24 protein-coding genes are annotated in these 20,564 nt (G+C 71.9%); 18 read left to right on the forward strand and 6 right to left on the reverse strand.

Annotated elements, in window-relative coordinates:
* Positions 1 to 2: 2 nt before the first annotated feature.
* A complete protein-coding gene (locus tag ACFV3E_RS08125) occupies positions 3 to 413 on the reverse strand; it encodes a PLD nuclease N-terminal domain-containing protein (protein WP_499513316.1) in 411 nt (136 codons plus the stop codon).
* Positions 414 to 501: 88 nt separating this feature from the next.
* On the opposite strand from ACFV3E_RS08125, the gene ACFV3E_RS08130 reads away from it, so the two are divergent.
* Complete coding sequence (locus ACFV3E_RS08130; RefSeq protein WP_500534012.1) at positions 502 to 1,953, forward strand: menaquinone biosynthesis decarboxylase; 1,452 nt, start codon at positions 502 to 504, stop codon at positions 1,951 to 1,953.
* Complete coding sequence (gene mqnP, locus ACFV3E_RS08135; protein WP_500367335.1) at positions 1,950 to 2,873, forward strand: menaquinone biosynthesis prenyltransferase MqnP; 924 nt, start codon at positions 1,950 to 1,952, stop codon at positions 2,871 to 2,873. The genes ACFV3E_RS08130 and mqnP overlap by 4 nt, the downstream gene beginning before the upstream one ends.
* Positions 2,874 to 2,903: 30 nt before the next feature.
* Here the strand turns inward: mqnP and ACFV3E_RS08140 are convergent, their stop codons facing one another.
* Together ACFV3E_RS08140 and ACFV3E_RS08145 are read right to left on the reverse strand one after the other, a co-directional pair.
* Positions 2,904 to 3,533 carry a magnetosome magnetite crystal formation protein family gene (locus ACFV3E_RS08140; protein ID WP_500534013.1) on the reverse strand — a complete coding sequence of 210 codons (630 nt, stop codon included), beginning with the start codon at positions 3,531 to 3,533 and terminating at the stop codon, positions 2,904 to 2,906.
* Between the two features lie 42 nt (positions 3,534 to 3,575).
* The gene (locus ACFV3E_RS08145; RefSeq protein WP_500534114.1) at positions 3,576 to 4,112 is read right to left on the reverse strand and encodes a rhomboid family intramembrane serine protease; all 537 of its coding nucleotides are present in this window, start codon (positions 4,110 to 4,112) and stop codon (positions 3,576 to 3,578) included.
* Positions 4,113 to 4,375: 263 nt separating this feature from the next.
* On the opposite strand from ACFV3E_RS08145, the gene ACFV3E_RS08150 reads away from it, so the two are divergent.
* The 5 genes from ACFV3E_RS08150 to ACFV3E_RS08170 all read left to right on the forward strand — a co-directional run bounded on the left by ACFV3E_RS08150 (position 4,376) and on the right by ACFV3E_RS08170 (position 7,920).
* Positions 4,376 to 5,065, forward strand: a complete 690-nt coding sequence (locus tag ACFV3E_RS08150) for a UbiX family flavin prenyltransferase (RefSeq protein ID WP_500534014.1) — start codon at positions 4,376 to 4,378, stop codon at positions 5,063 to 5,065.
* Positions 5,066 to 5,146: 81 nt separating this feature from the next.
* Positions 5,147 to 5,602, forward strand: a complete 456-nt coding sequence (locus ACFV3E_RS08155) for an Lrp/AsnC family transcriptional regulator (protein ID WP_499513321.1) — start codon at positions 5,147 to 5,149, stop codon at positions 5,600 to 5,602.
* Between the two features lie 47 nt (positions 5,603 to 5,649).
* Positions 5,650 to 6,813 (forward strand): aminofutalosine synthase MqnE, encoded by a 1,164-nt coding sequence (mqnE, locus tag ACFV3E_RS08160; protein WP_500534115.1) that lies wholly within the window; start codon positions 5,650 to 5,652, stop codon positions 6,811 to 6,813.
* A 180-nt stretch (positions 6,814 to 6,993) separates the two neighbouring features.
* On the forward strand, positions 6,994 to 7,512 hold the full coding sequence (locus tag ACFV3E_RS08165) for a GNAT family N-acetyltransferase (protein WP_500534015.1): 519 nt from the start codon (positions 6,994 to 6,996) through the stop codon (positions 7,510 to 7,512).
* 108 nt (positions 7,513 to 7,620) lie between these two features.
* Positions 7,621 to 7,920: a DUF4229 domain-containing protein gene (locus ACFV3E_RS08170; RefSeq protein ID WP_500534116.1), complete on the forward strand. Its 300-nt coding sequence runs from the start codon at positions 7,621 to 7,623 to the stop codon at positions 7,918 to 7,920.
* Between the two features lie 52 nt (positions 7,921 to 7,972).
* On the opposite strand, the gene ACFV3E_RS08175 is transcribed toward ACFV3E_RS08170, so the two are convergent.
* Positions 7,973 to 8,827 carry a MaoC/PaaZ C-terminal domain-containing protein gene (locus ACFV3E_RS08175; protein ID WP_500534016.1) on the reverse strand — a complete coding sequence of 285 codons (855 nt, stop codon included), beginning with the start codon at positions 8,825 to 8,827 and terminating at the stop codon, positions 7,973 to 7,975.
* Positions 8,828 to 9,256: 429 nt separating this feature from the next.
* Positions 9,257 to 9,460: a cold-shock protein gene (locus ACFV3E_RS08180; RefSeq protein ID WP_354796699.1), complete on the reverse strand. Its 204-nt coding sequence runs from the start codon at positions 9,458 to 9,460 to the stop codon at positions 9,257 to 9,259.
* 306 nt (positions 9,461 to 9,766) lie between these two features.
* Here ACFV3E_RS08180 and ACFV3E_RS08185 point away from each other — a divergent pair, with 306 nt between their 5' ends.
* The 9 genes from ACFV3E_RS08185 (at position 9,767) to ACFV3E_RS08225 (ending at position 18,037) form a co-directional block, all read left to right on the forward strand.
* Positions 9,767 to 10,639: a menaquinone biosynthetic enzyme MqnA/MqnD family protein gene (locus tag ACFV3E_RS08185; protein ID WP_500534017.1), complete on the forward strand. Its 873-nt coding sequence runs from the start codon at positions 9,767 to 9,769 to the stop codon at positions 10,637 to 10,639.
* A 141-nt stretch (positions 10,640 to 10,780) separates the two neighbouring features.
* Positions 10,781 to 12,469, forward strand: coding sequence for a serine/threonine-protein kinase (locus ACFV3E_RS08190; protein ID WP_500534018.1), 1,689 nt, complete (start codon positions 10,781 to 10,783; stop codon positions 12,467 to 12,469).
* Between the two features lie 53 nt (positions 12,470 to 12,522).
* The gene (gene mqnC, locus ACFV3E_RS08195; protein ID WP_500329493.1) at positions 12,523 to 13,722 is read left to right on the forward strand and encodes a cyclic dehypoxanthinyl futalosine synthase; all 1,200 of its coding nucleotides are present in this window, start codon (positions 12,523 to 12,525) and stop codon (positions 13,720 to 13,722) included.
* An 8-nt stretch (positions 13,723 to 13,730) separates the two neighbouring features.
* Complete coding sequence (locus ACFV3E_RS08200) at positions 13,731 to 14,135, forward strand: imidazolonepropionase-like domain-containing protein (protein WP_500534019.1); 405 nt, start codon at positions 13,731 to 13,733, stop codon at positions 14,133 to 14,135.
* A gap of 162 nt (positions 14,136 to 14,297) precedes the next feature.
* Entirely contained in the window at positions 14,298 to 14,987 is a 690-nt protein-coding gene (locus ACFV3E_RS08205) for a class I SAM-dependent methyltransferase (RefSeq protein WP_499513330.1), read from the forward strand.
* Positions 14,988 to 15,102: 115 nt separating this feature from the next.
* The gene (locus ACFV3E_RS08210; protein ID WP_499513331.1) at positions 15,103 to 16,392 is read left to right on the forward strand and encodes a geranylgeranyl reductase family protein; all 1,290 of its coding nucleotides are present in this window, start codon (positions 15,103 to 15,105) and stop codon (positions 16,390 to 16,392) included.
* Positions 16,393 to 16,521: 129 nt separating this feature from the next.
* Positions 16,522 to 16,986 (forward strand): helix-turn-helix domain-containing protein, encoded by a 465-nt coding sequence (locus ACFV3E_RS08215; RefSeq protein ID WP_500534020.1) that lies wholly within the window; start codon positions 16,522 to 16,524, stop codon positions 16,984 to 16,986.
* Positions 16,979 to 17,338, forward strand: a complete 360-nt coding sequence (locus tag ACFV3E_RS08220; protein ID WP_500534021.1) for a DUF4180 domain-containing protein — start codon at positions 16,979 to 16,981, stop codon at positions 17,336 to 17,338. The genes ACFV3E_RS08215 and ACFV3E_RS08220 overlap by 8 nt, the downstream gene beginning before the upstream one ends.
* Positions 17,339 to 17,638: 300 nt before the next feature.
* Positions 17,639 to 18,037: a hypothetical protein gene (locus ACFV3E_RS08225; protein WP_500534022.1), complete on the forward strand. Its 399-nt coding sequence runs from the start codon at positions 17,639 to 17,641 to the stop codon at positions 18,035 to 18,037.
* Positions 18,038 to 18,355: 318 nt separating this feature from the next.
* Here ACFV3E_RS08225 and ACFV3E_RS08230 read toward each other — a convergent pair whose 3' ends face one another.
* A complete protein-coding gene (locus ACFV3E_RS08230; RefSeq protein WP_500534023.1) occupies positions 18,356 to 19,138 on the reverse strand; it encodes a C40 family peptidase in 783 nt (260 codons plus the stop codon).
* Positions 19,139 to 19,693: 555 nt separating this feature from the next.
* Between ACFV3E_RS08230 and ACFV3E_RS08235 the strand changes: the two genes are divergently transcribed.
* Positions 19,694 to 20,053 (forward strand): NADH-quinone oxidoreductase subunit A, encoded by a 360-nt coding sequence (locus tag ACFV3E_RS08235; RefSeq protein WP_089226370.1) that lies wholly within the window; start codon positions 19,694 to 19,696, stop codon positions 20,051 to 20,053.
* A 15-nt stretch (positions 20,054 to 20,068) separates the two neighbouring features.
* On the forward strand, positions 20,069 to 20,564 hold a 496-nt coding region (locus ACFV3E_RS08240), incomplete at its 3' end, for a NuoB/complex I 20 kDa subunit family protein (protein WP_500534024.1).

Below are 20,564 nucleotides of genomic sequence, written 5' to 3' on the forward strand. Positions count from 1 at the left end.
GATCAGCCGCGGGGCTGGTTGTCCTGGCCGTCGGCGGGGCCGTTCTCGCGCTGCCGCAGCTCCTCCTCGCGGCGGCGCAGGTCGGCCTCCCAGCTCTTCAGCAGCTGCTCGTCCTTCTTGTTCTCCTCGCGCAGCGAGTGCAGGAACTCCGGGTTGTCGTCCGGGGCGACCCACTGCGTGCGGTGGTTGCGGTGCCACTCCGCGGGCGTGCTGCCGCCGGCCGGGGCGGTGCGGTGCTTGCCGGCCACCAGCCAGGCGATCGGCCCGATCAGCACCTCGCCGAAGAGCAGGATGACGATGACCCACACGACCTTGGGGAGGCCGCGGACCTGCTCCTCGGGCGTGTTGAGGCAGTCGATGAAGGCGTAGATCCACAACGCCAGCACCAGCAGGAACGGGATGTACCGGATCATCGCGGGAGTGCCCCCCAGGCAGCGACGGCGGGGCGCGGCAGGGCCCCGGTGACGGGTCCAGGGTAGTGCGTGCCGGATACTGGACCGCATGGCTTACGACGATCTTCGCTCGCTGCTGAGGGCCCTGGAGAAGGAGGGGGACCTCAAGCGCGTCACGGCAGAGGTCGACCCGTACCTCGAGGTCGGTGAGATCGTCGACCGCGTCAACAAGGCGGGCGGCCCGGCGCTGCTGTTCGAGGACGTCAAGGGCTCCACGATGCCCCTGGCGATGAACGTGTACGGCACCGACCGCCGGCTGCTCAAGGCGCTCGGCCTGAAGTCCTACGCCGACATCGGCGACCGCATCGGCGGGCTGCTCAAGCCGGAGCTGCCGCACGGTTTCGTCGGCGTCCGCGAGGCCTTCGGCAAGCTCGCCGGGATGACGCACGTACCGCCGAAGAAGGTGAAGGACGCCCCCGTCCAGGAGGTCGTCCTCACCGGCGACGACGTCGACCTGGACGCGCTGCCGGCCCTGTTCACCTGGCCCGAGGACGGCGGCTCCTTCTTCAACCTCGGCCTGACGCACACCAAGGACCCCGAGACCGGCGTCCGCAACCTGGGCCTGTACCGGCTGCAGCGGCACGACCGCCGCACCATCGGGATGCACTGGCAGATCCACAAGGACAGCCGCAACCACTACCAGGTGGCCCAGCGGCGCGGCGAACGGCTCCCGGTGGCCATCGCGTTCGGCTGTCCGCCCGCCGTGACGTACGCCTCCACCGCGCCGCTGCCGGGCGACATCGACGAGTACCTCCTCGCCGGCTTCGTCGGGGGCAGGCGCGTCGAGATGGTCGACTGCAAGACGGTGCCGCTGCAGGTGCCCGCCCAGGCGGAGGTGGTCCTGGAGGGCTGGCTGGAGCCCGGGAAGATGCTGCCCGAGGGACCGTTCGGCGACCACACGGGCTTCTACACCCCGCAGGAGCCCTTCCCGGCGCTGACCATCGACTGCGTGACGATGCGCCGCCGGCCGCTGCTGCAGTCCATCGTGGTGGGCCGGCCGCCGACCGAGGACGGCCCGCTGGGCCGGGCCACCGAGCGGTTCTTCCTCCCGCTGCTGAAGGTCATCGTGCCGGACATCGTGGACTACCACCTGCCGGAGGCGGGCGGCTTCCACAACTGCGCGATCGTCTCGATCGACAAGAAGTACCCGAAGCACGCCCAGAAGGTCATGCACGCCATCTGGGGTGCGCACATGATGTCGCTGACCAAGCTGATCGTCGTGGTCGACGCCGACTGCGACGTGCACGACCTGCACGAGGTCGCCTGGCGGGCGCTGGGCAACACCGACTACGCCCGTGACCTGTCGGTGGTCGAAGGTCCCGTGGACCACCTCGACCACTCCTCCTACCAGCAGTTCTGGGGCGGCAAGGCAGGCATCGACGCGACCCGGAAGCTGCCCGAGGAGGGCTACACCCGCGACGGCGGCTGGCCCGAGATGGTGCTCTCCGACCCGGAGACCGCCGCGAAGGTCGACCGCCGCTGGAAGGAGTACGGCCTGTGAGCGCCGAATCCGCGACTCCGGACCTCTTCGGACCCTCCCCGCGCCCGGACGGCAAGGTCCGGGCGTTCCTGCGGCTGGTGATGATCGAGCACTCGGTCTTCGCCCTGCCCTTCGCCTACATCGCCGCGCTCAGCGCGATGTTCGCGCAGGACCGGTCCGTCCACTGGTGGCAGCTCTTCCTGATCACCGTCGCCATGGTGGGCCTGCGCACCTTCGCGATGGCCTGCAACCGGATCATCGACCGCGAGATCGACGCCCGCAACCCCCGCACCGCGGGACGCGAACTGGTCACCGGCGCCGTGTCCGTGCGTTCGGCGTGGACCGGCGCGCTGATCGCCGTGGTGTTCTTCCTGGGCGCCGCCGCGCTGCTCAACCCGCTGTGCCTGGCCCTGGCGCCGATCGCGGTGGTCCCGATGGTGGTCTACCCGTACGGCAAGCGGTTCACGGACTACCCGCACGCCATCCTCGGCCTCGCCCAGGCCATGGGCCCGGTCGGCGCCTGGCTCGCGGTCTCCGGCTCCTGGTCGTGGGACGCCGTCGTCCTCGGCCTCGCGGTGGGCGTGTGGATCGGCGGCTTCGACCTGATCTTCGCCTGCCAGGACGTCGCCGCCGACCGCGCCCACGGGGTGCGCTCGGTGCCCGCCCGCTTCGGCGTCGACGGCGCGCTGTACGGGGCGCGGGTGAGCCACGTGGTGACGACCGTGCTGCTCGTCTGGTACGGACTGGCGGTCGGCGCCGGGGCCTTCTGGTGGGTCGGCATGCTGATCGTGGGCGGTGCCTTCGTCTACGAGCACAGCATCGTGAAGCCCGGCGACCTCAGCAGGCTCAACCGGGCGTTCTTCACGGTCAACGGCTTCATCGGGATGGCGCTGTTCCTGTGCGCCCTGCTCGACCTCGCGGTGCGCGGCCTGGGCGTGTGACGCCCCCGCGCCCGGCGCGGTCGCGCCCGGTCAGCGGCGCACGAACGGCAGGGCGATGAACTTCGGGTAGCTCCACCACTGACCGCCGTTGGCCTTGGTGCTGCCGATGATGCAGAAGATCACCCCGGTCAGGAGGTGCAGCGCGGCCAGGGCCATCAGGCCGAAGGCCACGAAGGGCAGCCAGACCGGTCCGCCGTTCTCGTGCGCGGCCACGGCGGCGATGCCGCCGCCGTAGCCGACGAAAGCCAGGAGGCCCGCGATGGCCGCGGTGATGCCGTAGTTGATCCCCTGCGCGGCGTGGTGCCGGATGAAGGGGTCGTGCTTGTTCCGCTCGTTGGAGCGGATGACCAGCGGGGTCACCCAGGCCAGCGCCCAGCCCAGGCAGCACATGCTGCTGCCCGCCACCACGGTGAGCAGCGCGCCCAGGTGGGCCCACATGGCCGGCGTGGTGGGCGGCCGCAGCGGCGGGGGCGGGTACGGCAGCGGCCCCTGGGGGTGGCCGTAGCCGTAGCCGTAGGGGGGCTGCGGCGGTGCGGGCGGTGGGTACGGCGGGGGCGGCGACGGCATGGCGTGGGGCCCCTGCGCCGGACCCGGCTGCGGTGGCACGGGCGGCACGGTGTCCCGCGGCGGTACGTCGTCGTGCTTGCTGAAATCGGTCATGGAGAACCGCCCCCCGTCGTTTGGTCCCCGGATCCTACGGCCTCATCTGATCAGCCCGTCGGCGGGGCGGTCCCGGAAGAGGAAGGCGCCCACGACGCCGCCGACGAGGCCGAAGAGGTGGCCCTGCCAGGAGACCCCCTGCGCGGTCGGCAGGACACCCCACAGGATCGAGCCGTACGCCACCGCGACGACCAGCCCGACCGCGATGTCGATGAGGCGCCGGTCGACGAAGCCGCGCACCAGCAGGTACCCGAACAGGCCGAAGACGACGCCGGAGGCGCCGGCGGTGTTGGTGTGCGGCGGCGCCACCAGCCAGACCCCGCCGCCGCTCGCCATGACGATGACGAACACCACGCTCAGCAGGCGGGTCGTGCCGCGCAGCGCCGCGAGGAAGCCCAGCACCAGCAGCGGCAGGCTGTTGGCGGCGACGTGGTCGAAGCCGAAGTGGATGAACGCGGCGGGGATGATGTCGCGCAGTTCGCCGATCTGCCGCGGCACGATCCCGAAGGTGTCGAGCGCGTGATGGGTCATCACGTCCACGCACTCGATCAGCCAGAGCAGCCCCACCCAGATGAACATGATCGCCGCGGCCGTCTTCGCCCGCTCTCCCGGAGCGGCGTCGCCGCGGACACGCCGCCGGGCGTCACCGGCGTCATGGCCGGCGATGGGTTCGTACGCCACAGGCCCCCCCTCGTGGTGGTGGACCGCCCGCCGGTCCGGCCGGGCTCCCCTCACGGTAGACAACGACGACGGCGTCCGCGGCGGTTCCCGGGCCCACTCGTCCATTCCGCCCAGCCGGACCGGCCGGGGTGGTGCCACGGGTGGCCGGATAGGCTCGCGGCATGGACGACAGCGAACGCGGGACACCGTGGGTGGTCGGGGTCTCCGGGGCTTCCGGGACGCCGTACGCCGCGGCGGTGCTGCGGGCGCTGCTGCACGCCGGCGAGGCGGTGGACCTGGTGGTCAGCCGGGCCGCCCGGCTCACCGTCCTGGACGAGACCGGGTCGCCTTTCCGGGACGCACACTGGCGCGAGGACCTGGCCCGCTGGCTGGCCCGCGGCGCGGACGGCACCACGGACCGGTTCGAGACCGATCTCAGCCGGGTGCGCCACTGGTCCGCCGGGGACCTCGCGGCCGGGCCGAGCTCGGGTTCGTACCCGGTCAAGGGGATGCTGATCGTGCCGGCGAGCACCGCCTGCGTGGCGGGCGTCGCCCTCGGGCTCTCCAAGGACCTGCTGCAGCGGGTGGCGAGCGTCACCCTGAAGGAGCGCCGGCCGCTGGTGGTCGCGGTGAGGGAGACGCCGCTGGGCGGGCAGACCCTGCGGCACCTGGTCGCGCTGGACGAGGCGGGCGCCGTGGTGCTGCCGGCCTCGCCCGCCTTCTACGCCGGGGCCAGGGACATCCAGGACCTGGTCGACTTCGTCGCCGGCCGCGCGCTGGACGCCGTACGGGTGCCGCACAAGCTGTACCGCCGCTGGGAGGGCGAGCTGGGGGCCGCCGGGGCCGGGGTCGACGGGGCGGCCGCGGATTGATGCGCAGGGCACATCCCCGTTCATGCCTTAGATTCTTGTCCTGACAGCGCAGTCGCGGCACGAATGAAGGGGTCCAGTCTGATGGACGCGGTGGACAGGCAGCTCATCCAGGCCCTCCGTGAGAACGGCCGGGCCTCGTACGCCGAGCTGGGCCGGCTGGTGGGCCTGTCCGGACCGAGCGTCACCGACCGGATCAACCGGCTGGAGCAGGCCGGTGTCATCACCGGCTACCGCGCCACGATCCGCCCCGCGGCGCTCGGCCTGGGGGTCACCGCGCTGGTGGGCCTGCAGCTCAGCGACGCCGCCGACCACGAGGACGTGGCGACCCGGCTGCGCGACCTGGACGAGATCGAGGACTGCTGGTTCATCGCCGGCGACGACTCGTACATGCTCAAGGTGCGCGTCCCCGACGTGGACGGCCTGGAGCACACCATCCGCCGGCTGTCCGGCACCAAGGGCGTCGCCCGGACCCGCACCACCATCGTGCTCTCCACGAAGTGGGAGAACCGGGTCGGGGAACTTCCCGAGAGCATCTAGGCGTAAGGTCGGAGGGTCGATTACGGATGGTGAAGGCGAGGCGGGCGATGGACGCGGGGCTCAAGCGCGAGCTGGAGGAGAAGGTCTACGCGGGTGAGCGGCTGACCCGCGAGGACGGCATCGCCCTCTACGAGTCCGACGATCTGGCCTGGCTGGGCGGCCTCGCCCACCACGTGCGGACGCGGAAGAACGGTGACGTCGTCCACTTCAACGTCAACCGTCACCTCAACATGACCAACGTCTGCACCGCCTCCTGCGCGTACTGCTCCTTCCAGCGCAAGCCGGGGGAGAAGGACGCCTACACGATGCGCATCGAGGAGGCCGTCCGGCTGGCGAAGGAGATGGAGGGCGAGAACCTCACCGAGCTCCACATCGTCAACGGCCTCCACCCGACGCTGCCGTGGCGCTACTACCCGCGCTCGCTGAAGGCGCTCAAGGAGGCGCTGCCGGACGTCTCCCTGAAGGCCTTCACCGCCACCGAGATCCACCACTTCGAGACGATCTCCGGGCTGAGCGCGAGCGAGATCCTGGACGAGCTCATCGAGGCGGGCCTGGAGTCGCTGACCGGCGGCGGCGCCGAGATCTTCGACTGGGAGGTGCGGCAGCACATCGTCGACCACCGCACCCACTGGGAGGACTGGTCGCGCATCCACCGGCTGGCGCACGAGAAGGGCCTCAAGACCCCGTGCACCATGCTGTACGGGCACATCGAGGAGCCCCGGCACCGGGTGGACCACGTGCTGCGGCTGCGCGAGCTGCAGGACGAGACCGGCGGCTTCCAGGTCTTCATCCCGCTGCGCTACCAGCACGACTTCGTGGACCTGAAGGACGGCAAGGTCCGCAACACCCTCCAGGCGCGCACCACGATGGCCAGCGGCGCCGAGGCGCTGAAGACCTTCGCGGTCTCCCGGCTGCTGTTCGACAACGTGCCGCACGTGAAGGTGTTCTGGGTCATGCACGGCGTGCAGACCGCCCAGCTCGCGCTGCAGCACGGCGCGGACGACATGGACGGCTCGGTCGTCCAGTACAAGATCACGCACGACGCCGACAACTACGGGACGCCCAACAAGCTCACCCGCGACGACCTGCTGGAGCTCATCCAGGACGCGGGCTTCCGTCCGGTCGAGCGCAACACCCGGTACGAGATCATCCGTGAGTACCCGGGTCCCGACGCGGCGCGCCGCGAGTCGCCGCAGCCGATGCGTCTGTGAGCCCGGGCGTGGGGGGGGGGGGGGGGGCGGGGGCCCCCCCCCCCCCCCCCCCCACGCCCAGCGCACATCTCCGGCCCCGGGGCGCACGCGGGGGCGCCGAGGACTCCCCTTCACCCCGATGTCGTCCGGCGGCCGAACGCCCGTCGATCGGTGTCAGCCTCGATGCCTAGGGTGTGCGCCATGGCACTGCGCTTCACCCTCGACCCCGAGCTCACCCCCGAACTGCGGGAACAGCTCGTCTCCCTGTGGACCGACGTCAGCAACGCGGGCGGCGCCGTCGGCTTCGTCGCGCCCGTGGACCGGGCCGACGTCGCCCTCGAGGCGGAACGGCACTACGCGGCACTGTCCGGGGGCAGGGCGCACATGGTCGCCGGTTTCGACGGCGACCGGCTGGCCGCCTCGACCTTCCTCACCTTCAACACCCACCGCCTGATGAGGCACTGGGCCTGGCTGTACACCGTGATGGTCGACCCGTCCCTGCAGGGCCGCGGGAACGGCGCGGAGTTGCTGCAGGCGGCGGAGCGGGCCGGCCGCGACCTCGGACTGGAGGGGCTGAAGCTCACCTGCCGCGGCGGCATGGGTCTGGAGCGCTTCTACGCCTCGGCCGGCTACAAGGAGGTCGGGCGTGTCCCCGCGGCGATACGCGTCGCCGCAGGTGACGACCGTGACGACATCACGATGTGGCTCCCGCTGACCTGACCCTTCCGGGCCCGTGCTTCACTGATACGGGTACGTCCGGTACCTCCCGCAGGCCGGAACGAGGGAACGAAGGAAGTGGCTACGACCGTGAGCTGGAAGCCGAGCCCCATGCTGCGCTACTCCCTGATGCGTCTCGGCCTGTTCGCGGCCTGCTTCCTGGTGATCTGGGGCCTGGTCTACGTCCACGTGCTGCCCGCCGGCCTCGGCGACTCCAACCTGCTGTGGGTGATGCTGCTCGCGCTGGTGATCAGCGCGCCGCTCAGCTTCGTCGTGCTGCGCGGGGTGCGCGAGGAGGCCTCCGTGCAGGTCGCCGCGCGCGTGGAGCGCACGAAGGCCAACCTCGCCGCCAGCGCCTCCCAGGAGGACGAGGCGGACGACGCCTCGCGTGCGGCGGCGCAGCGCGGCTGACACACCGGAGGCCGGGACGCACACCGCCGCCCCGCTCGCCCGCGCCTGGACCCTAGGGTCCGACGGTCCCGGTGAGATGGATCCGGTCCCCGGAGCGGACGGCGAAGCTCCTTCCCTCGCCCGGCCGGGAGGGGTCCGGGGCCGAGGCCGCGTAGGTGACGGTGGCGGGCAGCAGGACGGGGGCCTTGAACTCGGCCCGCAGGGTGACCGTTTCGGCGTCCTCGGGCACGGCCTCGGCGGCGCAGCGCGCGACGGTCCACATCCCGTGGGCGATGGCGCGGGGGAAGCCGAGCGGCCGCGCGGTCAGCGGATGGACGTGGATCGGGTTCCAGTCGCCCGACACGGCGGCGTGCCGGCGCCCGAGGCCGGCGGGGAGCCGCCACTGCGCCACGGCGGGCAGTTCCGCCCCCTCGGCGGCCGTGGTGCCACCGCCGACCGGGGCCCCGCCTCCCGTACCGCCCGCGCGGGTCCGTGCGAGGTAGCCGCTGCGGTCGCGCCAGACGACCTCCCCGCCGACGGACGCCTCGGTGACGAGCACGACCTCCACGCCGCGCCGGTGGGCGCGCAACTGATCGGCGTGCACGGTGATGTCGGGGCGGTCGCCGGGCAGCAGCGGGCGCCGCTGGACGATCTCGATCCACGTGTGCACGAGGCCGAGCAACGGCAGCGGGAAGCTCCGCCGGGCCATCAGCCGGGCGGCGAGCGGGAAGCCGAGGACGTGCGGGTAGGTCAGCGGGAGCCGTTCCGCAGGGGGGAAGCCGCACACCTCGGCGTACGCGGCGAGCCGCCGGGGGTCCACCCGGACGTCCTGCGCGGTCATGTGACCGGCGGGCAGCGGCGTGTCGGCGGCCGGGTGCTTGCCGAGGCCGGTCAGTACGCCTCGGGCGAGGGTGAGGAGCAGGGGCATCGTGGGTTCCCGCGCGGGTCGGTGAGCGGTCGGTGGGCGGTCTGCCTGCACGTGAGGTTACCGAAAGTAACAGCCCCGGCGTGAGCGCCGGAAGCGGATGCGCCACAGGGCCGGGGCCCGACCGGGCGCCCTGCTCTCCGACGCTGAACTGCCGGCCGGCCTTCACTCGGCCATGGACGACGCGCATTCCACCGTTTACCGTGCCGAGTCCCCAGGCCGTTTCGCCGCGCTCCCCGTCGAATTCAGCGGTCGGGGCATCTCAGCGCGTCCAGGAAACCGCGCCGGGCGGTCGTCGCCGCCGAATTCGCACAGGAGATCGAGGCGCTTTGCATTGCGTTCTGACCGGGGCCCCTGCAAAGGCAGGAGCCCCGCACGACCGTGCGGGGCTCCTTGGGTGCTGCTCGTTGGGTAAGACGTGTCAGTCCGCGATCAGGCGGGGGAGACGTTCTCGGCCTGCGGGCCCTTCGGACCCTGCGTGACGTCGAAGGTCACCGCCTGGTTCTCCTCCAGCGAACGGAAGCCGGAGGCGTTGATCGCCGAGTAGTGGACGAAGACATCGGGGCCGCCGCCGTCCTGGGCGATGAAGCCGAAGCCCTTCTCGGCGTTGAACCACTTGACGGTTCCGGTAGCCATAAGCCCTCCTTGGGCCAAAGGGTTGCCCTGCTCCAGAACCTGCCCTGCGCACTGCAAGAAGTCTGAAAACTACAAAAGCCCGCGGTCACATGCTCCGCAGGCTCTGTACTGCAAGGGAAACCAAACTGCAACTTGCGACGACAGTAGCACGGAGCATCTGCGGCGGGGAAGAGCGACAAGATCGGTTTTCAGCCGTGCCGCGGGACGCGCGAACGCGGCGTGGACGCGGTGCCGGACCGCGACGGCCCGGCGTGGGAGGCCGGTACCCGCCGCAAGATCCCGGGGGCGGGGGTTTAGCCTCCTGATGTGGACAAATCTGCGCCTCTTCCCTCCGCCGGTGGTGTGCGCCGGGCCCGGCCCCGCGTCGGGCACATCCAGTTCCTGAACTGCGTACCCCTTTACTGGGGGCTCGCCCGAACGGGTGCCCTGCTCGACCTGGAGCTGACCAAGGACACGCCCGAGAAGCTCAGCGCCCAGCTCGTCTCCGGGGACCTGGACGTCGGCCCGATCACCCTCATGGAGTACCTCCGGAACGCCGACGAGCTGATCGCACTCCCGGACATCGCCGTCGGCTGCGACGGGCCGGTGATGTCCTGCGTGATCGTGAGCCAGGTGCCGCTGGGCGCGCTCGACGGCTCCCGGGTCGCCCTCGGTTCCACCAGCCGCACCTCGGTCCGCCTGGCCCAACTGCTGCTCGCCGAGCAGTACGGGGTCGAACCCGAGTACTACACGTGCCCGCCCGACCTCTCGCTGATGATGCAGGAGGCCGAGGCGGCCGTCCTGATCGGGGACGCGGCGCTGCGCGCCTCGCTGCACGACGCGCCGCGGCTCGGCCTGGAGGTCCACGACCTCGGGCTGATGTGGAAGGAGTGGACCGGGCTGCCCTTCGTCTTCGCCGTCTGGGCGGCCCGCCGCGACTACCTGGAGGCCCTGCCCGGCGTGGTGCACGAGGTGCACCAGGCCTTCCTCGCCTCCCGCGACCTGAGCATGGAGGAGGTGGAGAAGGTCGCCGAACAGGCCGCCCGCTGGGAGGCCTTCGACGCCGGCACCCTCCGGCGCTACTTCACCACCCTGGACTTCTCGCTCGGCCCCGAGCAGCTCACCGGCATCGCCGAGTTCGCCCGCCGGGTGGGCTTCCCGGCGCAGGCGCGCGTCGAACTGCTGGGCGCCGGGGGCTGATCCGCACGGCCGGCGGCAGCCCGCCGCCGGCCCGGGCCCGACCCGCGGGCCCACTACGATCGGCGACGGCCCCGGCTGGGGTGACCACGGCGGCCACGGGTACAACTCCACTGACCTTCCGCACCGGCGAGAGGCGCGCAGATGCAGCCCCTGCAAGCGAACGACCCCCCGGCGATCGGCCCGTACCGCCTCCTCGGCCGGCTGGGGGCCGGCGGGATGGGCCGGGTCTACCTGGGGCGCAGCCCCGGCGGCCGGACGGTGGCCGTGAAGGTGGTGCGCTCGGAGCTCGCGGACGACCTGGAGTTCCGCACCCGGTTCCAGCGGGAGGTCGACGCGGCGCGCCGGGTCGGCGGTGCGTGGAGCGCGCCGGTGCTCGACGCCGACACCGACTCGCCGGTGCCGTGGGTGGCCACCCGCTACGTCGCCGGTCCCGCCCTGTCCGAGGCCGTCGCCACCTTCGGGCCGCTGGCCCCGCAGGGCGTACGGGCGCTGGGCGCCGGACTCGCCGAGGCGCTGGAGGCCGTGCACGAACGGGGGCTGGTGCACCGCGACATCAAACCGTCCAACGTGCTGCTCTCGCTCGACGGTCCCGTGCTGATCGACTTCGGCATCGCCCGTGCCATGGACGCCACGGCCGCGCTGACCAGCAAGGGGGTCGTCGTCGGATCGCCCGGCTACATGGCGCCCGAGCAGGTCACCGGCAGACCCACCGGCCCCGCGGCCGACATCTTCGCCCTCGGCGCGGTGCTGGCCTTCGCTGCGACCGGCCGCGGCCCCTTCACCGGGGACAGCGCGGCCGTCCTGCTCTACAAGGTCGCCCACGAGGAGCCCGAACTCGAGGGCATGCCCGATGAGTTGCGCCGGATCGCGGAGTCCTGCCTCGCCAAGGACCCCTCGGTGCGCCCGACGCCCCGCCGGCTCGCCGAACTGCTGACGGCCGGCGGCGACGCCGCCTCGCTGGTGCGGGCCGGCTGGTTGCCGTCCCCGCTGACGGAGCGCCTGGGGAGGCAGGCCGTCGAGCTGCTCGACCTCGAACCGACCCCGCCCCTGGGCTCGAACGGCCCGGTCGGCGGTCCCCCCGTCGGGATCACCGGGGGGACCGCCGGGGGGCCGGGCGGCGGCTACGGCTCGTACGGTTCGCACCCCTCGTACGGGTCGTTCGGGCCGCCGCCCTCGCTGACCGAGCCCCAGGACGCGCCGCCGTTCGCCGCCACGCCCCCGCCCGCCCCCGTCCCGGGCCGGCGCCGCGGCCGCGCCGCCGCGCTGGCCGCGACGGGGATCCTGCTGGCCGCGGCCGCCGTGACCCTGGCGCTCGTGCTGCCGGGGCTCGGCGACGACGCGGACCAGGCCAAGGGCGGTGAGCGCACCCCCTCGCAGAGCGCGGGCTCCGGGTCCTCGACAGGGTCCTCGGCCACGTCCTCGGCCACGTCCCCGTCCTCGCCTCCGGCCTCGGAACCGCGGCTGGACGAACTCCCCAAGGCCTTCGTCGGTACGTGGAAGGGCGACACCGTCACCGCCCACGGCGTGCCGGGGACGATGGAGATCACCCTCCGCGAGGGCAAGGTCGGCGCGGTCGTCGGGCGGGACAAGAGCGTGCTGGACCTGCTCGGCCAGTCCTACGACTGCAGCGGCGACTGGAAGCTCGCCGAGGCCACGGACAAGAGCATCGTGCTCGACACCAGCGGCGGCACCAACCCGCATCCCGGGGTCTGCTCGGACGGCTCGGCCGACGAGCGGTTCACGCTCAACGCGGACGGCTCGCTGCACTACCGCTCGGGCGACTCCCTGGCCGGTCAGCCGGAAGGGGACCTCAGGAAGCAGGGCGGCTGACCCCCTGGCGTAGGCTGGGCGCGTCCGTCACGACCCCCGGAAGGGATGCCCCGGTGAGCGAGAACGCCGACCTGCAGTCCGTCCTCGACCGTGCGGCCGACGGCGGCCGCATCACGCCCGAGGAGGCGCTCGACCTCTACCGTTCCGCGCCCCTGCACGCCCTCGGCGCCGCCGCCGACGCCGTACGCCGCCGCCGCTACGCCGGCACCGAGCACATCGCGACGTACATCATCGAGCGCAACATCAACTACACCAACGTCTGCGTGACGGCGTGCAAGTTCTGCGCCTTCTACGCCCCGCCCAAGGACACCGCCAAGGGCTGGACCCGCGACCTCGACGACATCCTGCGCCGCTGCGCGGAGACCGTCGAACTCGGCGGCACCCAGATCATGTTCCAGGGCGGCCACCACCCCGACTACGGCGTCGAGTACTACGAGAAGCACTTCAGCGCCATCAAGCAGGCCTTCCCGCAGCTGGTCATCCACTCCCTCGGCGCCTCCGAGGTCGAGCACATGGCCCGCATCTCCAAGGTGCCGGTGGAGGAGGCCATCACCCGCATCCACGCCGCGGGCCTGGACTCCTTCGCGGGCGCCGGCGCCGAACTGCTGCCGGCTCGGCCCCGCAAGGCGATCGCCCCGCTGAAGGAGAGCGGCGAGCGCTGGCTGGAGATCATGGAGGCTGCGCACAACCTCGGCGTCGAGTCGACCTCCACGATGCTCATGGGCACCGGCGAGACCAACGCCGAGCGCATCGAGCACCTGCGCATGATCCGTGACGTCCAGGACCGTACGGGCGGCTTCCGCGCCTTCATCCCGTACACCTACCAGCCGGAGAACAACCACTTGAAGGGCCGCACGCAGGCCACGCTCTTCGAGTACCTGCGGATGATCGCCATCGCGCGGATCTTCCTGGACAACGTCGCCCACATCCAGGGCTCCTGGCTCACCACCGGCAAGGAGGTCGGCCAGCTGTCGCTGCACTACGGCGCCGACGACCTCGGCTCGGTGATGCTGGAGGAGAACGTGGTCTCCTCGGCCGGCGCCAAGCACCGCTCCAACCGGATGGAGCTGATCCACCTGATCCGCGCCGCCGGCCGGGTCCCCGCCCAGCGCGCCACCACCTACGAGCACCTCGTCGTCCACGACGACCCGGCGAACGACCCGGTCGACGACCACGTCGTCTCCCACCTGTCGTCGACCGCCATCGAGGGCGGCACGGCGCACCCGGAGCTGAAGCTGCTCAGCACCTCCTGACGCCGCCGATGCTGACGATCCATTCCGGGACCGACGGCACGGCCCTGCTGGTGGACGGCGGCCTCCTCGCCGCCGTCGGCCCGCTCGACGCGCTACGGGCGGCCCACCCGGGCGCCCGTGTCCGGAGCTGGCCGGGAGCGCTGCGTCCGGGCCTGACCCACGAGGGCGGGCTCCCGCAGGCGCCCACCCCGCGCGAACGCGTGCACGCCCTGCTGCTGCGCGGGGTCACCGCCGTCGCCACCGCCCCGGCCGACCCCGCGCTGCGCTCCGCCCTGGACCGCAGCGGGCTGCTGCCGGCCCGCCAGGCCCCGCCCCTGGAACCGGGCGTCCGGGCGGACTTCGCCGTCTTCGACGAGCAGGGCGCCTGCCTCGCCACCGTCGTCGGCGGCCGGCTCCTGCACCGCAGGGCCTGACGGGCCCACCCGCCCACCCCCCACCAGCCGGCCCGACGGACCGCCGCACGGCCCCGGGCGGTGCTCCGCGCGGGCGCTCGCCCCGGATCCCGCCCGGCCTCCCGTGGCGGTAGCCAGGGCCCCTGCGCGGGACGCGGGGCCGCCGGGTGAAGAATGGGGGGCGTGACCCGAGCCTCCCTGGACAAGCAGCCGCACGAAGTCGCCGCGATGTTCGACGACGTCGCGGCCAACTACGACCTGACCAACGACGTGCTGTCGCTCGGCCAGGACCGCCGCTGGCGCAAGGTCGTCGCACAGGCCCTCGCCGTCCGTCCCGGCGAGCGCGTGCTGGACCTCGGCGCCGGCACGGGCACCTCCTCCCTGCCCTTCGCCGAGGCGGGCGCCCACGTGGTGCCCTGCGACTTCTCCCTGGGCATGCTGCGGGAGGGCAAGCGCCGCCACCCCTTCCTCCCGCTCACCGCGGGCGACGCGACCAGGCTGCCGTTCGCCGACGGGGTCTTCGACGCCGTCACGATCTCCTTCGCGCTGCGCAACGTCCACGACACCGACGCCGCGCTGCGCGAGATGCTGCGGGTCACCCGTCCCGGCGGCCGGGTCGTCATCTGCGAGTTCAGCCACCCCACCTGGGCGCCGTTCCGCACGGTCTACACCGAGTACCTGATGCGGGCGCTGCCGCCGGTCGCCCGCGCGGTCAGCAGCAACCCCGACGCGTACGTCTACCTCGCCGAGTCCATCCGGGCCTGGCCCGACCAGCCCGGCCTCGCCGCGCGACTGCAGAAGGCCGGCTGGTCGAAGGTCGCGTGGCGCAACCTGTCGGGCGGCATCGTGGCACTGCACCGCGCGGTGCGCTAAGCCGGGGCGCCCGGCCCGCGCGCAAAAGCGGCCACATAGACTGCACGGGTCCGGTCCGGCCGCCGCCGGCTGGTCGCAGACAGGCCCGCATCAGCCCAGAGCAGCGAGGAGCACCGTGACCGAGACCGCCGCTTCGGAACGCAGCGCCGATGTGATCGTCGTGGGTGCCGGGCCCGCCGGTTCGACGACGGCCTACTACCTGGCGAAGGCGGGACTGGACGTCCTGCTGCTGGAGAAGACCGCCTTCCCGCGCGAGAAGGTGTGCGGCGACGGCCTGACGCCCCGGGCGACCAAGCAACTGGTCGCGATGGGCATCGACATCTCCGAGGAGGCCGGCTGGCTCCGCAACAAGGGCCTGCGCATCATCGGCGGCGGGGTCCGGCTGCAGCTGGACTGGCCCGACCTGGCCTCGTTCCCCGACTACGGGCTCGTGCGCAAGCGCGAGGACTTCGACGAACTCCTCGCCGGCCAGGCGCAGAAGGCCGGTGCCCGGCTGTACGAGCGCTGCAACGTGGGCGCCCCGATCCGGGACGAGCGCACCGGCCGCATCACGGGCGTCGAGGCCAAGCTGGGCGAGGAGAAGACCCCGGTCACCTTCCACGCGCCGCTGGTGGTCGCCGCGGACGGCAACTCCACCCGGCTCTCCCTCCAGATGGGCCTGCACCGCCGTGAGGACCGCCCGATGGGTGTGGCCGTCCGCACGTACTTCACCTCGCCGCGGCACGACGACGACTACCTGGAGTCCTGGCTGGAGCTGTGGGACCGGCGCGTCCCGGGCGACCCGCGGCTGCTGCCCGGCTACGGCTGGATCTTCGGCATGGGCGACGGCACCTCCAACGTGGGCCTGGGCGTCCTCAACACCTCCGCCTCCTTCAAGGAGCTGGACTGGCGTGAGGTGCTGAAGGCCTGGTGCGCCTCGATGCCCGAGGAGTGGGGCTACACCGAGGAGAACATGACCGGGCCGATCCGCGGCGCGGCGCTCCCGATGGCCTTCAACCGCCAGCCGCACTACACCAAGGGCCTGCTGCTGGTCGGCGATGCGGGCGGCCTGGTCAACCCGTTCAACGGCGAGGGCATCGCCTACGCGATGGAGTCCGGCCAGATCGCCGCCGACGTCATCGTCCAGGCGCACGCGCGCGGCACCGCGGCCCAGCGGGAGCTGGCGCTCCAGTCGTACCCGCGGATCCTCAAGGACACCTACGGCGGCTACTACACGCTCGGCCGGGCCTTCGTGAAGCTGATCGGCAACCCGAAGGTCATGAAGCTGGCGACCCAGCGCGGCCTGACGCACCCGATGCTGATGCGCTTCACGCTGAAGCTGCTGGCGAACCTCACCGACCCGTCGGGCGGCGACGCGATGGACCGCGTGATCAACGGTCTGTCGAAGGTGGCGCCGCGCTCCTGACGCCCCGGCATCCGCTAGCCGCGCCGGCCCGTGCTGTACGGGCCGGCGCGGCTTTTTCCTGCCGTCACATCACGAGAGGGTATCCGCAAACATCCCTATCGTTACCTTCACAGGGTAGGATGCGTATCCATGGAGAGGGAGTGGCTGTCCGTCGAGCAGGTCGCGGACCGGCTCGGCCTGCACGTGCGCACGGTCCGCGGCTACATCCGCGACGGCCGGCTGAAGGCCGTGCGCATCGGCAAGCAGTACCGCGTCGCCCGGGCCGACCTGGACGCACTCACCGGTGCGCCGGCCGCCGCCGCCCGGCACCGGGTGGAGGTCTCGGCCATCGTCGAGGTCGACGGCATCGGGGCGGCCGCAGCGGACCGTCTGAGCACCCTGCTCGTGGCCGGCGCCCAGATGGCGCGGGACCCCCACGAGTTGGCCCGGGTCCGGACGGCGTACGACGACGAGCGCTCGCGGCTGAAGGTCGTGGTGCTCGGCGGCGCCGCGGCGACGGCGGACGTCCTGCGCACCGTCGACGGCGTCCTGGGAGGGGAGAACGACATGTTCCCGGAGGAGCACACCGAGGACCCGGAGGCGGGCCGTGGCTGACGTGGTGACCGAGCGAGGGGGCGTGCCCGTCCTCGTCTGCGGCGAGGAGGGCGCGAGGATCTCCGGCGTCCAGGACGCCCTCGACGTGATCGGATCCGCCTTCTCCCGGGCGGAGGTGGTGGCCGTGCCCGTCGGCCGGTTCGACGAGCGGTTCTTCGCCCTGCGCACCGGGCTGGCGGGGGAGATCCTGCAGAAGTTCGTCAACTACCGCATCCGGCTCGCCGTCGTGGGTGACGTCTCGGCGTACACCGCGGCCAGTACGGCCTTTCGCGACCTGGTCCGCGAGTGCAACCGCGGCGACCGCACCTGGTTCGTCGACGACCTCGAAGCGCTCGACGCCCGCCTGGGCTGACCGGCGCCGGCCCGCCCCAGGGGCGAACTCCCCTCCCCATGGCGCCCGTTGCCCCGGCCGGCGTCGCGGCCCGCCGGCCGGGAAGGCGAACTCCGCCGTCGCGGGACCCGGTTGACACGGGACGGTGGGAAGGGGCGTGGGCCGGGCGGATCGCCGATCCTCTGACATCGATGTCGTTGACATCGATGTCAGATGCGCCTGCCCCGGAGTCAGCTCGCGCCCGAAATGCGGGATTTGAGGCGTTGTGCTCATACTTTTGATCACTGCTCGGGGATCCGTGATCAAGAGAAGGGTGCAGTCATGAGCACGCGCATACACCAGGTCCTGGCCGCCGCGGCCGCATCGGTCCTGCTCGCCGGAGGGGGCGTGCTCGCCGCCGGCCCGGCCTCGGCGGCCCCCACGGACCACCGCCCGGGCGACCGCCAGGGCGACGACCGGCGGGGTGATGACCGGCGGGGCGACGACCGCCGCGACGACGACCGCCGCGACGACGACCGCCGGGGTGACGACCGCCGCGACGACGACCGCCGGGGCGACCGGCAGGGGCAGTGCTCGATCGGGCAGGGTTCCTGGAAGCTGGAGTACCGTCCCGGACGCCTGGTGCGGGTGTCCAGCCACGGCCGCGTCAAGTGGGTCCGCACGCCGGGCCAATGGGTCAGGGTCTGGCACAGCGGGGGCCGTGACTGCCACCGTCGATGAACCCGGCGTCCGGAGCCCGCTCCCCCGCCACGGCGGAGCCGGCTCCGGCCCGTGAGCCCCGGACGGGGCTCCCCGGTCGTCCGGCCCCGTGTGCGGTACGTCTCCTTGCGGCGGGGCCGGACTTTCGTTTGCGGGCGCCTGCCGCGGGGCGCGGTGCGGCGGCGCCCCCTCGCGGCGGCGGGGGAGGAGGGCGCCGGGTGGCCCGGCGCACGCGTGCGCGGGTCCTGTCCGGGGCACGGAGGACCGCACGGGGGGCGGAACGGAGGAGGCCGCCGGCCCGGTGCGGGCCGGCGGCCTCCGTGGGGACGGGGCGCGTGATCAGAGCACGCGGACGGCGGACGTCGGCATGTAGTTGGACATCTGCTGGATGACGACGCCCTTGCTCGGGTTCGCCGCGTCCAGGTACTGCCCGCCGCCGATGTAGACGGCCACGTGGTAGGCGGAGCCGGCTCCGCCCCAGAAGACGAGGTCGCCCGGCTGGACCGCGCTCACGGAGATCTGGGTGCCGAAGGTCGACTGCGCCTGCGAGGTGCGCGGGAGCTCGACGCCGATGGTGCGGAAGGCGGCCTGGGTGAGACCGGAGCAGTCGTACGCACTGGGACCCGTGGCGCCGTAGACGTACGGCTTGCCGACCTGGGCCTTCAGGAAGCCTATGACGGAGGCGACGCTGCCCGTCGCGCTGGAGGAGGAGGCCAGCGCGGTGCGTCCGGCGGAGCGCGACGCGGTCGCGGTCTCGCGCGCCTTGGCGGCCTTGGCCGCGGCGCGGTCGCGCGCGTCGGCGGCGGCCTTCTTCTTCTGGGCGGCCTTCATGGCCTCGGTGCGGGCCTCCGCACGGGCGGCGTCCAGCTGCTGTTCGACGACGGTCTCGTCGATGGCGTCAGCGGCCTCCGCGGCGGTGGCGGTGGTGGAGAGGGCGGGGATGACGGGGATGCTCCCCGTGGTCGCCGGGTCGGCGGCCGAGGGCTCGGCGTTCGCCGAAGACGACATTCCGGTCAGGGCGAGCGTTCCGATGACGCCGCCGGCGACTCCTGCGCGGCGCACCCAGTTGGGGCTCTGCGAGGCGCGTCGCCGGCGGCGTATATGCGAGGTCTGAAGGGACATGAAGACTTGGGTATCAGGCCCGGTCGGTTCCGTTCAACAAAAGTGTGATGCGCCACAGTTGGCTGTCGAGCAGTGGTATTGTCCCTTTTTCGATCTTCCTTATTCAGGATGTTCGGGACATTCAAGTCCAAATCCTCGTGCGCGCGTTCACGTGCCTCCGGCCGCCGTCAGCGGGGTGTTTCGCGGCTCACCCGCGGGAGTGGCGAGGCGCTATCACGTCCCCCGGTCCAGCTCCAATTTGCCTTCGCTCGTCGGCGCCTGATAGTGCGGCACCCCTGTTTACCAGCGGAAACGCAGGAAAATGTGACTTCTGGTGATCGTTTGGGATTACTGAGTGAGAAGATCACCGCTCATCCCTGTTCATGATCGTTCGCCTGGTGTCGGAGATCACAAAGGTCAGAGTGAACCCCGTGTCGCAGATCACAGACCAGGAGGCATAGGATGCGGGCAGTCTGGGCTTGTGAACTGCCTCACATGGAGAGGATCTAGGTGGCGCGGGGCGCACGTCCGGGCACGGTCCGTCATCAGTCATCGTCGACTGGAAGGAGCGGGGACGTGAATGCCTACGCGCCCATCCTCGTGCTGGGCGGCCTCGGGGCCGGCTTCGCGATCTTCTCCGTGGTCATGGCCTCCATCATCGGCCCAAAACGGTACAACCGGGCCAAGTTGGAGGCGTATGAGTGCGGCATCGAGCCGACTCCGCAGCCAGCCGGGGGCGGCCGTTTCCCGATCAAGTACTACCTCACGGCGATGCTCTTCATCGTCTTCGACATCGAGATCGTCTTCCTTTACCCCTGGGCCGTCACGTTCGACGCCCTCGGGGTCTTCGGGCTCGTCGAGATGCTCCTCTTCGTGCTCACCGTCTTCGTCGCCTACGCCTACGTCTGGCGTCGCGGCGGCCTGGAATGGGACTAGGGGCGGAGAATAGCCATGGGTATTGAAGAGAAGTTGCCGAGCGGCTTCCTGCTCACCTCCGTCGAGTCGGCGGCCGGCTGGGTCCGGAAGGCCTCGGTCTTCCCGGCCACGTTCGGCCTCGCGTGCTGCGCCATCGAGATGATGACGACCGGGGCCGGGCGGTACGACCTGGCCCGTTTCGGCATGGAGGTCTTCCGCGGGTCCCCGCGCCAGGCGGACCTGATGATCGTGGCCGGCCGGGTGAGCCAGAAGATGGCCCCCGTCCTGCGCCAGGTCTACGACCAGATGCCGAATCCCAAGTGGGTGATCTCGATGGGGGTCTGCGCATCGAGCGGCGGGATGTTCAACAACTACGCCATTGTGCAGGGTGTTGACCATGTGGTGCCTGTTGACATTTATCTCCCCGGATGTCCGCCCCGTCCCGAAATGCTGATGGACGCGATTCTCAAGCTCCACCAGAAGATCCAGCACAGCAAGCTCGGCGTGAACCGCGAAGAGGCCGCGCGCGAGC

This window comes from Streptomyces sp. NPDC059718, assembly GCF_042733315.1.
Taxonomy (GTDB): domain Bacteria; phylum Actinomycetota; class Actinomycetes; order Streptomycetales; family Streptomycetaceae; genus Actinacidiphila.